The 13,146-nt window shown below is 60.6% G+C and carries 15 protein-coding genes; 2 read left to right on the top strand and 13 right to left on the bottom strand.

What is annotated here, in order from left to right:
- The 4 genes from NUW23_10005 to NUW23_09990 form a co-directional block, all read right to left on the bottom strand.
- Nucleotides 1-470: HAD-IB family phosphatase (locus tag NUW23_10005; protein ID MCR4426503.1), on the bottom strand; the 470-nt coding region annotated here is incomplete at its 3' end.
- 210 nt (nt 471-680) lie between these two features.
- On the bottom strand, nt 681-941 hold the full coding sequence (locus NUW23_10000) for a spore coat protein (GenBank protein ID MCR4426502.1): 261 nt from the start codon (nt 939-941) through the stop codon (nt 681-683).
- A 51-nt stretch (nt 942-992) separates the two neighbouring features.
- Nucleotides 993-1,208 (bottom strand): PA2169 family four-helix-bundle protein, encoded by a 216-nt coding sequence (locus NUW23_09995; GenBank protein ID MCR4426501.1) that lies wholly within the window; start codon nt 1,206-1,208, stop codon nt 993-995.
- A gap of 80 nt (nt 1,209-1,288) precedes the next feature.
- Nucleotides 1,289-1,759, bottom strand: a complete 471-nt coding sequence (locus NUW23_09990) for a DUF441 domain-containing protein (protein MCR4426500.1) — start codon at nt 1,757-1,759, stop codon at nt 1,289-1,291.
- A gap of 94 nt (nt 1,760-1,853) precedes the next feature.
- Between NUW23_09990 and NUW23_09985 the strand changes: the two genes are divergently transcribed.
- Nucleotides 1,854-3,119, top strand: coding sequence for an MFS transporter (locus tag NUW23_09985; GenBank protein ID MCR4426499.1), 1,266 nt, complete (start codon nt 1,854-1,856; stop codon nt 3,117-3,119).
- 44 nt (nt 3,120-3,163) lie between these two features.
- On the opposite strand, the gene NUW23_09980 is transcribed toward NUW23_09985, so the two are convergent.
- The 6 genes from NUW23_09980 to NUW23_09955 all read right to left on the bottom strand — a co-directional run bounded on the left by NUW23_09980 (nt 3,164) and on the right by NUW23_09955 (nt 9,174).
- Nucleotides 3,164-4,225, bottom strand: coding sequence for a YchF family ATPase (locus NUW23_09980; GenBank protein ID MCR4426498.1), 1,062 nt, complete (start codon nt 4,223-4,225; stop codon nt 3,164-3,166).
- A 39-nt stretch (nt 4,226-4,264) separates the two neighbouring features.
- Nucleotides 4,265-5,104, bottom strand: a complete 840-nt coding sequence (pstA, locus tag NUW23_09975; protein MCR4426497.1) for a phosphate ABC transporter permease PstA — start codon at nt 5,102-5,104, stop codon at nt 4,265-4,267.
- Between the two features lie 2 nt (nt 5,105-5,106).
- A complete protein-coding gene (gene pstC / locus NUW23_09970) occupies nt 5,107-5,970 on the bottom strand; it encodes a phosphate ABC transporter permease subunit PstC (protein ID MCR4426496.1) in 864 nt (287 codons plus the stop codon).
- An 81-nt stretch (nt 5,971-6,051) separates the two neighbouring features.
- On the bottom strand, nt 6,052-6,864 hold the full coding sequence (locus NUW23_09965) for a phosphate ABC transporter substrate-binding protein (protein ID MCR4426495.1): 813 nt from the start codon (nt 6,862-6,864) through the stop codon (nt 6,052-6,054).
- Nucleotides 6,865-6,983: 119 nt separating this feature from the next.
- A complete protein-coding gene (locus NUW23_09960; protein MCR4426494.1) occupies nt 6,984-7,472 on the bottom strand; it encodes a phosphoribosyltransferase family protein in 489 nt (162 codons plus the stop codon).
- A gap of 19 nt (nt 7,473-7,491) precedes the next feature.
- Nucleotides 7,492-9,174: a nucleoside kinase gene (locus NUW23_09955; protein ID MCR4426493.1), complete on the bottom strand. Its 1,683-nt coding sequence runs from the start codon at nt 9,172-9,174 to the stop codon at nt 7,492-7,494.
- A gap of 504 nt (nt 9,175-9,678) precedes the next feature.
- Here NUW23_09955 and NUW23_09950 point away from each other — a divergent pair.
- Nucleotides 9,679-10,791 (top strand): hypothetical protein, encoded by a 1,113-nt coding sequence (locus tag NUW23_09950; protein ID MCR4426492.1) that lies wholly within the window; start codon nt 9,679-9,681, stop codon nt 10,789-10,791.
- 20 nt (nt 10,792-10,811) lie between these two features.
- On the opposite strand, the gene NUW23_09945 is transcribed toward NUW23_09950, so the two are convergent.
- The 3 genes from NUW23_09945 to NUW23_09935 form a co-directional block, all read right to left on the bottom strand.
- Nucleotides 10,812-11,579: a hypothetical protein gene (locus NUW23_09945; GenBank protein ID MCR4426491.1), complete on the bottom strand. Its 768-nt coding sequence runs from the start codon at nt 11,577-11,579 to the stop codon at nt 10,812-10,814.
- Nucleotides 11,554-12,555: an ABC transporter ATP-binding protein gene (locus NUW23_09940; GenBank protein MCR4426490.1), complete on the bottom strand. Its 1,002-nt coding sequence runs from the start codon at nt 12,553-12,555 to the stop codon at nt 11,554-11,556. The genes NUW23_09945 and NUW23_09940 overlap by 26 nt, the downstream gene beginning before the upstream one ends.
- Nucleotides 12,552-13,146 (bottom strand): helix-turn-helix domain-containing protein (locus tag NUW23_09935; protein ID MCR4426489.1); only part of this gene is annotated, 595 nt, incomplete at its 5' end. The genes NUW23_09935 and NUW23_09940, both read right to left, overlap by 4 nt.

Here is a 13,146-nt window from a genome sequence, read left to right as displayed (position 1 = left end):
CGGGTGGCGAGTGACTCCAGGATTGCGCCCTTGGTCAGGCTCGGGTCGTCGATGGACACGTTTATCCTGACGTCCCCGGTCATGAGGTCTCCCGCGGATACTAACTCGTTTGCGTAGACGTAGTCCAGGCCTAATTCCCTCCCGACCCTCTCGGCAAGCAGCAACAGCCCGGATGAGATCAATGCAGTCACTGCTCCTGCGCGTTTCAACGCGGCCAGGAGTTCCCGGGCGCACGGCACGTATTCGATTTCGTCCAGAGTCTTCAGGATGCGCGACCGCGAGATCCCGCGCCATTCCGCGGCATCCAGCCGCGAGAACTCCATGTAGGTAATCTCTCCCCGAAGAAAGCTTGCGAGATACCAGTCTGCCCTCCCGTCCCACATCCCGAACCTCCGGTGTATGTACTCCCACGAACTCGGCTCGGAAGTCAGAGTCCCATCCATGTCGAATGCCACCAACCGGGGTATCACAGCCGTCCGACCACTCCCTCACCAGAAGACTCGGTCCTCCCTGTCACGACCAGGTATAGAGGAATCACGGGGTGCTTCCTTGTTTTCTACACACCTGCTGACCTTACCTTCCCACAGGATGCCCCTGGGACCACGCGGCATCCCATCTCTGCCGTACACGCGGAAACGGCCGGAGACCCCGCCGCTCCGGCCGTTTCCCGACGCCTCCTGCTACACTCTCCCCTGCGGCTGGAACCCAGGTTGCTGTGGCACTTGCTGCGCCTGGTGCATCTGGTACCAGCCCTTGGCGTTCATCGTCTCCCAGAGTTCCCTCTGCTCCCTCATGTACTCGTCGTGGTGGCTCGAGAACGTATTCCGGACATTCACGTCCGCCGCTTCCACGGCCGCCATGTGATATCCGAAGGCCATATCCTTGAGGTCACTCAGGAGGTCCGTGGCGATGTCCTTGTCGGTGAGTCGGTTCTGGTCCATCAAGTCATCTCCTTTCCTGGTGTTCTCAGGGTTGTCCCTTTCGTCCTCGCGCTACATGACCGGGCCACCCGGCTGTCCGACGAGGCCCTGGAGCGAGCTGACGTGCCGTTGACACGAGTCCATCATCCGTTGGACGCTTCCCTTGAGCTGAGGGTCCTGGATCTGGTTTGCGTATATGCTGCACTTCTTCAGGCAAAGCTGCTCTTTGCGAAGTTGCTCGCCGGCAAACCATCTCTCCGTCGGGGTTATCCCTTGCGCCTGGACCAATGGTGTCCCTCCTTCCGTGTCTCCCACGCCTCACGTGGTGGGGCGCCGTTCCTAATATCTCTCGCCCCGCCCGACTGTATTCAGGGTTTCGCGCCGCGACCCAGCAGGCAGCAGACCTCAGTTACCAGGGCGGCTATACCTGATGCAGTGAGAGGACCAACGGGAATCCCACGGAGGACGGTGCATCCTATTAAGGTGCCCACGAGTATCGCCACGATCACGTTGGGATCCGATTGAAGGAGTTCCACCCCTTTCTTGTTGATCACAGTGGCCAGTACACCCCCGAGGAGGCCGGCGACGGCAGGCAGCCCCGAGAAGATCCCCGATATCGTATCCGGCCTGACTGTCCCCGCTCGAAGCGGCGCGATTACGGCCACCGTGAGGAAAATGAGGCCGATCTCCAGACCGCGCTTCTCGAGAAAGTCCGAGATCCCAGATAGACCTGAGAAGTCGAGGGCGAGGAGTATCCCCGCCCCCGCCGCCACAAGTTTGTTCTGTCCCAATACTCCCGCAGCAAGCACGAGAAGGAGCGCGATGTTGCGTTCCAGCATTTCTCTCCCTCCGACCTGTCCGTTTCTACATATTCACGTCGTCACCACATCATGCATGCACATCAGGACGTCGGAGAGGAAACGCTAGTCTGGTGTGGAGGTGTCTCATCTGAAGACCGAGACTGTTGCCGAACTCGTGGTCGTCGCCTTCGTCCCGTTCATCATGGTGCTCGGGAACTCGATGCTTATCCCCGTGCTTCCCACCATGCGACAGGTGATGCACCTCACTCAGGTTCAGACGGGGCTCATCATAACGTCCTTCTCGATTCCGGCGGCAGTGGTGATCGGGCTGGCGGGCTACCTTGCAGACCGGTACGGCAGAAAGGCTGTCATCGTTCCTTCGCTCATCGTGTACGGAGCAGGAGGGCTGATCGCCGCGGGCGCGGCAGTCCTCGCCCGAGACCCGTACATTCCGCTGATAGCTGGGAGGATAGTCCAAGGAGTCGGGGCAGCCGGCACCGCCCCTATCGCCATGGCGCTCGCGGGAGATATCTTTCGGACAGGAGAGAGAACTCAGGCCTTGGGGATCCTGGAGTCCGCAAATGGGTTGGGCAAAGTGGCCAGCCCACTTCTGGGCTCTCTGGCGGCCCTGATTGCCTGGTACGCGCCGTTTGTGGTGTATGGTGTACTCGCCTTCCCCATCGCCTTTGGCGTATGGAAGGTGGTTCACGAGCCCGATCGGAGTCAGGCTAGGATGCAGTCCTCTGAGATGGGCAACTACTTCCAGAGCCTCAAGGCAGTTTTCTCACATAAGGGAGGCCCCCTGCTTGCGTCCTACTTCTGCGGGATGGTGGTGTTGTTCATCCTCTTCGGGCTGTTATTCTACATCTCCGACACCCTCGAGACCACCTTTGCGGTGGACGGGGTCCTCCGCGGGGCGATAGTCGCAATCCCCGTCCTCGTCATGGCGGTGGCCTCCTATGTGACCGGGGCGGCCACCCAGAGGAAGCCCCCAACAACCCTCAAGATACTGGTCATCGCGGGGTTGGGCCTCGTGGGCGTAGGATGTTCCGTCGCCGCCTTTCTCAGAGGTGCCTTGCCTTCCCTCGTGGCCGCCGCAGGCGTGGGCCTCGGCACGGGCGTCGTCCTGCCTCCCGTGAACACGCTGGTAACAGGGACGACATCCGGCGCCCAGCGAGGGATCGTGACTTCCGGATGGGGCGCGACCCGGTTCACAGGAGTCGCCCTGGGCCCTCCCCTGTTCGGCGTCGCCATGCAGCTGGGGAGACCTGCTCTTCTTCTGGGAACCGCGGGACTTGCGGGACTGGCGCTTCTCGTCGGTCTGGTTTTCCTCGACGCCAACAGACTCCTGGCGGGATGGCAAAAGGGTCAAGGAATGAGCGACGGGGGCGCACCCTGACCCTGGTCTCGTCGGTGCGCCATGCCCAGGTCACCCCAACCCGCCTAGTGCTGCGGGCTGAACCTGAAGTTGACGATATCCCCGTCCTGCATCACGTACTCCTTGCCCTCGAGCCGGAACAGACCCACGGACCGCGCGGCAACCATTGAGCCCAGACGTTTTAGGTCGCTGTAAGCGATAGTCTCTGCCCGTATGAAGCCGCGCTCGATGTCGGAATGGATCTTGCCCGCCGCCCGCCTGGCAACAGTCCCGCGGGCAATCGGCCAAGCCCGGACCTCGTCCTCCCCGACGGTGAAGAATGAGATGAGGCCGAGGCTATCATAAACCGCGCGTGCTACCTGCTCTACCCCAGTGACGTCTATCCCGTATTCAGCCATGAGTTCCTTGCGATCCGGTTCAGGCAGTTCCGCGATCTCCGCTTCCACCTGCGCGGCGAGTTCGACCAGGGGAATCCCATGCTCGTCGCAGTGGGCCTGCAGTGCCTCGCGCCCAGGGTATTGGCCAGAAGCCAGGTGCCCCTCGCTCATATTGGCCACGATGACCACTGGCTTAAACGACAGCAACCCGTAGGAGCGAAGCCTCTCGACCTCATCCGGAGCGAGCTCGATTTCGCGCAGGCGCCGCCCTTCTCCGAGTTCCGCGGAGAGCCTCTCCATGAGGGCCAGCTCCACATCCTCGTCAGCTGTCCGCTTACGAGAGGTGCGCAGCCTTTCCATCCGCGTCTCCGCGACTGCCATGTCCGCGATTATGAGCTCGTCGGTGAGGGCAGAGGCGTCCGCGAGAGGGTTCGCGTCTCCATCCTCCAGTGCTTCAAACGCCCTCACCACGTGAATCAAGGCGTCCACAGTCCGCATGTGGTTGACCAAACGTGCAAAGCCTTTTCCGTCGGGCCTGTCCGCTCGCACACCAGTCAGATCCACCAGTTCAATCCGGGCGTAAGTGGTCTTCTTGGGCCGGAACATGTCAGAGAGAAAGTCGATCCTTTCGTCAGGCACCCTAGCGCTGCCCACGCTCACGTCTTGCTTGCCGGAAGCATCTGCCCCAGTGAGCAGACGAAACAGCGTGGTCTTGCCGGGGCGGGGATGCCCCACCAAACCAACTCGCATTAGCCCCAATCCATCCTTCCGGTTAGTTCCCGCGACACATCACCGAGCGAGGACTGCCGACATCCGCCTGCGCAGGTAGTTCGCGACCCCATTAATGGCCAGGATCACGACCACAAGGACAGTCGCGGTGCCGTAAGCATTCGGCATCGAGATGCCTTCGGTGGCCAGGATGTACAGATGCACGGACATTGTCCTCGTAGGGTCAGTTATCCATCTGGGCGGAAGTAGCGAACTCCCGGCGGTCAGGATGACTGCAGCGGTCTCACCTATGGCACGTCCAATTCCCAGCACTATTCCTGTGACGATTCCCGGAGATGCCGCGGGTATGACAACCCTCCTTACAGTCTGCCACCGGGTTGCCCCGAGAGCAAGACTTCCTTCCCGGTAGGAGCCGGGCACTGCCTGGATTGCCTCCTCGGAAGTCCGCACGATGGTGGGCAGTATCATGAATGCAAGTGTGAGGCCTCCTGACAAGATGGACCATCCAAGCTTGAGGTATGTCACGAGGAACGCGAACCCGAAAATGCCGAAGATGATTGAGGGAACGCCCGCCAAGGTCTCGGTTGCGAAACGAATGGTACGCGTGACCCACCCCTGTCGGGCATAGTCAGAGAGGTACACGGCAGCAGCCACTCCTACCGGTGATGCAACAAGAACCGCAACGGCGGTCAAGTAGACGGTGCCCAGTATGGTTGGGAGGATTCCGCCCTCACGGCCCATTCTCCTGGGGTTCTGGGTGAGAAACTCCCAGCTCAACCTCGGGGCACCCCGGCTTATCACGTGCACCAGTATGGTCGCGAGGACAGCAAGGGCTACCGCAGCAGCAATCCACACCATGACGGTGAATACCTGGTCCGTTGCCTGTCGCATTCGCTGCATTCTCATGCTCGTGTTTCCCTCCGAACCGTCAGTGTGGTTGCCATGTTCAGAACCACGATCAAAAAGAACAGGACCACCCCCGTGGCGAATAGCGCACGCTGGTGATCACCGCTTGCGTAGGACATCTCCACGGCAATGTTGCCGGTGAGAGTCCTGATCGGTTCCAGGAGCATGCTCGGAAGTCTGGGCATGGCTGGGGAGTTCCCGGCCACCATGATCACGGCCATGGTTTCGCCCAGCGCGCGGCCCATGCCCAGGACTACGCCGGCGGCAATCCCGGACCTCGCGGCGGGCAGCACGACCCGCCACATCGTCTGCCAACGGGTGGCGCCGAGTGCGTAGGAACCTTCCCGATACTCGTCAGGGACTGCCTTGATGGCGTCCTCAGAAACGTTGATGACCGTCGGGAGGATCATGATGGCCAGAATAATGGAGGCTGTCAACGTTGAAAACCCAAAGCCTCCGATGTAGTCCCTGACCAGGGGAACCACTACCACGATCCCAAAGAACCCATAGACGACCGACGGGATGCCCCCCAGAAGCTGAATCCAGGGCCTCATTGCGCTGGTCAACCGCGGTGGCCCAACCTCAGCGAAGAACACCGCACAGGCCACCCCGAGAGGCACGCCCAAGACGAGAGCGCCCGCGGTCACCGCCAAGGACCCAATCACCATCGGCAGCAGCCCGTACACGCCGGCCATGGGCTCCCACGTCCTCCCCAATAGCACGGAGAGGGCCCCCTTCGCGCGGAACACTGGGAGACCCTGGGAAAAGACGAAGTAGGTGATGAGAACGACAACTGCTACTGAGCAGCAGGCTGAGACGAGAAGGAGCGTCTCGATGGCCCTCTCGTTCCTGCGGTTCATCGACCTCACTCCCTGTCACCATCAAACGGCCCTGCGGATCCGGGGCACATTGATAGCTCCGGACCCGCAAGGCCGATACATCTACCTGACTCTGATGTAATCCATTGCCACGATTTCCTGTCCCTCTGGGCTCAAGCAGAAGTCGATGAAAGCCTTCGCGAGGCCTTCGGGTTTGCCTCTGGTCAGGAAGAGGAACGGACGCTGTATTCTGTACCGCCCCTGGATGATACTCTCCGCGTTCGCCTCGACACCACCGACGCGAACTGCCTTGACCTCGGATGTGAGGGCCCCAAGGGAGACATAGCCTATTGCCTGAGGTGCGCCGGCCACCGTCACCCTCACAGCCCCTGTTGCCGGTTGCACGTTTGCCGTGGCCACAATCTTGGCCTTCCCCATCACTATTTCCTCAAAAGCACCCCTGGTGCCCGATCCTTCCTCGCGAGTGACTACCAGGATTGACTGGTTCTTGCCTCCCACCTGTGACCAGTTCGTGATCCTGCCGGCATAGATCCCCTGGATCTGTTCTAAGCTCAGGTCTGACACAGGGTTCGACCGGTGCACCACGACTGCAATGCCGTCCCGGGCCACAATGGTCTCGAACAACCCAGTCTCTTCCGGCTTCAATTCGCGGGAACTCATACCGATGTCGCAAGTCCCCTCGAGCGCCCCTTTGATCCCTGCCCCGGACCCGCCGCCCTGCACATTTACTTTGACTTTGCGGTTCTTTGCCATGAACGCCGCTGCTAGCTCGTCCGCGAGCGGTTGTACAGAAGTAGAGCCGGCGAGAGTGATCGAGCCTGAAAGCTCGGCACCGGAGACAGCCGGCTGAACCAAGGCGAACGACGCCACGACGACGAGGGCCACGAACAGGACCAGAATCCTTGCATGTCTCATGCGCTCAGCCTCCCTTGTGCAACAAGTCCTCTTTGTTCCTACGGTACCATTGTTGCACCAGGAGGCACGGCAAGTGTTACGAGTATGTTACGCCCTGTTGCTGGATTGTGAACACCCTGTTAACAAGAGGAGTTCTCTTCCCAGCAGGCCTTGAGTCGCACCGGGTCCCAGGGGTACACAACCCACCCTTCCGCCTCCGCGGCGTAGTAGTCGGGCTTCAGGTCCGGAAACGCTGAGTGTGTGGGCTTGTGATGCAGGACCGCGACAACCGGGGTGCCCCCCAGTGCCTCGATCCGCCGTTTCACTGACACGATCGTCTTTCCTGAATCCCAGACATCGTCCACCACCAGGATCCGCTTGCCTGCGAGATAAGGATCTGATGGGAACTGCAGGAAGACAGGTTTGTCCAGAGTCTTGCCGACATCGGTGTAGAACATGACCGCAGCGACGAGGATATTCCGAAGGTCCATTCGCTCTGAGAGCAGGCATGCGGGGACCATCCCGCCCCGTGTGATGACGAGGAGCGCATCGAATTCGCCCTCGATCTTCCTGACGAGCGTGTCCACGAGTTCCTCGATGTCTTGCCACGAAAGATAGGTCTTTTTCACGCTACGCGTCCCCCTGGCATCAAGTGATAGTCTTGTGGAAGAAACAGGAGTCCCCTATGAACTCCCGGATAATCGAGTTGGGCGGGATCACCGCATTCTCGACAGGGATGAAGTATGTGAGGAACCGGCGGAGCCTTTTGGCTTCAACGTACTCAGCTTCCGAGGGGCCGATTTCCCGGAGAAGTGGTTCGGCATACGGCTTGAGCACCGCGAGTTCGTAGGCGAGCGCGGAGTTGAACGCAATATCCGCGGTCTCCTGGAACGGGAAGATGTTCCGCTCCTCTCCCGCGCGGACTCCGGGCCACATGCGGATGGTATTGGAGGCAGAGTGGCCTCGGAAGAGGTTGTCACGGACGATTCTTCGCAGGATTCGCACGTCAGTGGTGGGAATTCGGATGTGGTCGTCTATGTTGAGGTGGGTCAGAGCGCTTGCGTAGATCTTGAACTTGCGTCCCGCGGGGATCGCGGGTGTCAACCGATCGTTGAGCCCGTGAATACCCTCGATGATCAACATCTGGTTGTGATCCAGACGCATGAGCCTTCCTCGTGGAGCCCTCCGACCCTCACGGAAGTTGAAGATGGGGACCTCCACTTCCTCACCTTGGATCAGCCTGGCGAGGTGATCGTTGAACAGTGCCAGGTCTATCGCGTCCAACGATTCGAAGTCGCACTCTCCCGATTCGTCCCTGGGAGTAGCGGAGCGGTCCACGAAGTAGTCGTCCAGAGATATGGAGACTGGATTGAGACCGTTGACCCGCAGCTGTACCCTGAGTCTCTGGGCGAAAGTGGTCTTGCCGGAGGATGACGGGCCTGCGATCAGGACGACCGCAATTCGTTCTCGATTCGCCGCAATCATGTCGGCAATCTGTGCAGTCTTCTTCTCGTGCAGGGCCTCAACCACCTGGATGAGTTCGTTGATGTCTCCGGACCTCGTGACGTCGTTCAGAGAGGCTACATCCGTCACCCCTATGACCTTTCCCCACTTCTCGGCCTCGAAGTAGACATTCGCGAGTTTGCCCTGTTCCACGTACTCCGGAACCTCCATCGGGTTGCTCCGCCTGGGGAACTCGAGGATGAACCCGGGCATGTAGAGCCGGAGCCGAAACGCCTTGAGGTAGCCCGTGCTGGGGGCCATGTAGCCGTACAGATAGTCGTGGAGCCAGCCGCACTGGTATATGTTGACCGTGGGCATGTTCCTGTAGCGCAACAGCCGGACCTTGTCCATCTGCCCGTCCGCGCGGAAGAGTTCCACCGCATCCTCCACGGCCATGCTCTTCTTCGTGATGGGCTTGTCAGCCTCGACTATCTCCCGCATGCGACCTTCGATCGCCCGGATGATGCCCTCGGTCAGAGGGCGTTTCCACTTGATCTCACCGTACAGTCCGTTGGACAGGGAGTGCATGATCCGCACCCTGCACCCTTCGAGCACTTCTCGGGCAGCTTTGACCAATATGAGTATGCCGGTGCGCCGATATATGCGCATCCCGTCCTCAGTCCCGAGATCCACAAACTGTACGTGAGCATCACCCGCTACAGGGCACGTCATTTCCTTGAGGTCATTGTTGACCGTGGCCGCCACAACAGGCCACCGGCACCCGTGTGGAAGCCTCTGCGCTAGCTCGGCGATGGTAGTACCTTTCGGCACCTCGTGCCGGCTCCCATCCTGAAGCGTGATCGTGACGGTATCCGGCTTGCTTCCCATTCTGACCCTCCTCCATGACAGCACCGCGTTCAAGCAAGTTTTCGACGCATGTTTCGCCGTCCCCTCCTAACTTCCTCTGCACGTAGAGCCCGCATTATACAACAATGTAAGCTTCTTTGCAGGCAGGAACACGCTTCTCCGCACTGAAGTAGGTGAGCTTGGAGAGGTTGGAGAAAAACCTCTCCTGAACTCGCAGTATCATTTCTGCCAGGACATCCTTTCCTGGACTCGCCTCGTTGGAGAAGTCGTATTGAGGACATCGTAACCCCGATCGCACAGGCCGGATTTCGGATCGAGTTCCTGCACGAGCTCGCATGTTCAACCTACGCCGGCCGGCCCATCATGGCCAGGCCGGCCGACGGGCGTCTACACCCGCTAGCTTCTGAGCCAGCTTTCCCGTCCATGTTACCTGTCAGGCCAATAAGGGAGTTAACCGTTCGGGCTCAAATGCCGATAACACCATCGCAGACCACATCACAGAGCGGGTCAAAGGAGTGAACCGCTGTGATCGTCAAGGATGCGGGCATATCGATGGCCGCCGACTACGTCCGGCTGGAGGAACACACGAAGACCGAGAGATTCGCGTTCTGGGCCGGCCACCGAGGCCAAGACTCTGCGCGCCCCCAGGGGACTGGGAACCCCCACCCCCGAGCGTTCCCTGGGTCCCGATCTTCCCCAGCACCCCGCGGAGACACTCTCACCATATCAAGCGAAGCCAGGTTGGCTGCAGCCGTTCCTTCTGTTCCGCGGGTATGCACCGCAGGCGTCTCCGAAGCCGAAGAGGAAGCCGCACTCGACCCCAAGTCGCGCACGGCCAAGCTCATAGTCGAGATTCTGACAGGAGTCAAGGTCAAGACCATCAGCCTGAAAGAAATCGTGGGCGACACAGACCGAGACTTCGAGCCGGGTCCCGTGACCGAACCTGGCGCATCCGCCTCTCCTGAGGAGAACTGGGGCGCAGAGTACGAGAGCCACGAGACCCGAGCCGAGATCCAGCGTCTTTCGTTCACGGCGAGCGGGGTCACAAGAACCGCGGACGGCAAGGAGATCAACTTCTCCTTCTCGGTCGAGATGCGTTCCGAACAGGTGTCCCGGGCGGATGTTTTCGCCCGGTTCGGCAACGCCCGCAAGATAGATCCTCTGGTCATCAACTTCGACGGGAATGCGGCCCAACTCACGCCAGGCCGTTTCCAATTCGACCTGGACGCAGACGGCACTCAAGACGGTGTGCCGCTTCTCGCACCAGGAAGTGCTTTCCTTGCCCTGGATCTTGACGGCGATGGGCGAATCACGAATGGCAGGGAGCTCTTCGGCCCTACCACAGGGAATGGCATGGCTGAACTGGCCGTGCATGACCAGGATGGGAACGGATGGATCGATGAGCGGGACCCCGTTTACTCCCAGCTCTTGATCTGGACACGTGACTCATCCGGCCAAGACCGCCTTGACTCTCTCAGAGACCGTGACGTTGGCGCCATCTTCCTGGGATACGCAGCCGCGGACTTCCAGATGAAGACCACGGCTGGCGAGAACCTGGGAACCACCAGCAGGCTCGGGATATACTTGCGCGAGGATGGTCGCGCGGGTGCAGTCCAGCAGATCGACTTCGTGGTCTAAAAGCGGATTCTGTAACCGCTTCAGTCCTTTCCGACCAACCCATGATCTCGCGCGACACGCTCAGCCCAGTAGAAAAGAACCAACCCAGCCCCGAGATAGACCGAGGTCAACACCGCACACCCGGCAAGTGAACCCACTGTCGCCAGGCCCGTGGCTTCCGCACCACCCGTTCCGGCGGCCATGATCGTCGGAAGACATCTGGTGTAGGGAAAGAAAGCTCCTGCACGGACAAGCCACCCGGGCCCGCTTGCCCCCACCCCGAACCCCAAGGCGAACACTCCCATGGAGACAAGGTTCACAAGGCCGCCCACTCGCCTGAAGAGCAAGGCAAGGGCCCCAAGGCTCAGACCGAGGCCAAGCATCCCTCCGCGCATGGCCACGAGCGCAATCAAACCCGGGACAGTCGGGATGAAGATTCGTACACCTGCAGTGACCCTGACCGCCAGGCTCAGGATAGCGGCCGTCGGCATGAATTCAACCACCCCCGCGATGTCCCTGATCAGGGCCAGCCCCGGAAGGCCGACCGGTGATACACAGAGCTGTTCCACGGCACCCGGACACACGTCATCTGTCACGAGACGGCTCGGCCCTTGAAGGGGGCCAAGACAGAAGAACGCGGCGAGGAGGCAGGTGAGCCTGCTCGCCGCGGCCTCAGGGTCCTTGGTCGCCAACGTGACAGCCATGAGAAACAGATACACCGCGAGGGTCTCGGACGCGAACTCCAGAGGATATCTGATCTTCCTCGCAAAACCCCTCCTGAGCTCAACCGATAGTGCTGCCAGGTACATCGCAGTCTCCGCCTCCCGCGCTCGTGATTCTGAGAAAGACTCGTAATAGATCTGGCTCTTGCCGAAGGATGGCCCTGATCGGCACTCGCCTGCCGCGGAGGATCTCGACTGCGTCATAGAAGGCTGTAGGGGCGTTCAAGTCCAGTGTCACGGTGGTTTGCCCGCACTCCCGCACAAGCTCAAAGTGGCCGAGGCGCCGCAGGGCTTCTGCCTCTGTGGGCTCGAGGTTGCCCTCCAGCACCATCCGGTAGGTGCGCGTCGAGAACAGCTGAAGCAGCCGGGGCACACGGTCAAGGGCGAGGATTCTTCCCCGGCTCACGATGCACACGCGAGAGCAAACCCCCTGCGCTACGTCCATCTGGTGCGTGGAGAGGATGACAGTCCGTCCCTCGTCCACCGCGAGACGCCTGATGGCCGCGCAAAGATCCCTCGATGCCGCAACGTCGAGGCCCGACGTGGGCTCGTCCATGAGGATGACCCGAGACCCGGTTACCAGCGCGGATACCAAGGCCACTTTCTGCCTCGTCCCACGGGAGAGGTCGTTCACTGGCCTCCCCAGACATCCATCGATGCCCAGAAACCGGAGCCATCTGCCGGCTTCAAGCTCAAGCCTTCTGAGGTCCCTCGCGGACAGTCCGCCGCGCACCACTGCGAAGTACTGGATGTTCTCCATCACGGTCATCCTTGGGTAGAGACCTCTCCCGCCATCGGGAACAGAGGTTATGGCAGTCAAAGCCCTGCGTCTCTCCCGCGCGAGGTCCAGCCCCATGATTCTTACGCTGCCCGTAGTCGGGCTGACTAACCCTGCCAGGATACGAAGCAATGTGGTCTTGCCTGCGCCGTTGGGCCCCAACAGCCCGAAGACCTCTCCTTGGCCGACTTGGAGGCTGATTCCTTCAAGCGCGCGCACAGGCCTGCCACCCAGGAGGCCGGTATACACTTTGGACACCTCTGAGACTTCTACCGCGGCATTCATTCGTCCCCTCCGCCCTCCGTCGGCCCTTCTGTTGGCCCTCCTTGGCTCGCACGCGGACGCCCGGGGGGCAGTGTTGGATAGATGGCAAGTGCGAGGGAGTAGCGGACAGGTTGGGAGTCGTCTCTTGCCTCTGCAAACTCCCTGACCAGCCGCTCGAGGCGGGAAGCGAACTCTGAGGCAGACTCGCGAGATATCGGGACGTTCACAACTTGGGAGTTGACGACGTGTTCTTCGGCAGTGGCTGAGAGGATGCTTGGTAATGCATCCCGGATGTCCCGGGCGACGGATTCAAGGGCGAATACCGGAGCCTCTGGGATGGATCCCACCGATTGGTCCACCACGAACTCACGGGCTACCGCGCGGTAGTACTTCTCCAGGATTCCGGACCTCTCCCGCGTCTCCACCAGCCTCACAAGGCCGGCACGCTCCAGGACTTTAACGTGATAGTGGACGCTTGCCGGCACCGCACCCAGGATACCGGCAAGTTGCTTGACAGTAAGTTCCTTGTCAGCAAGGAGCCTGAGGACAGCCATACGTTTCCGGTCGAGCAGCGCCTTGAGCTCAGTTAGACCCCGTACCACGTGGATGCCA

Source organism: Bacillota bacterium (assembly GCA_024655925.1).
Taxonomy (GTDB): Bacteria; Bacillota; DTU025; order DTU025; family JANLFS01; genus JANLFS01.
Note: the sequence above shows the minus strand (reverse complement) of the source record. Positions and strands in the feature narration are given on the sequence as shown.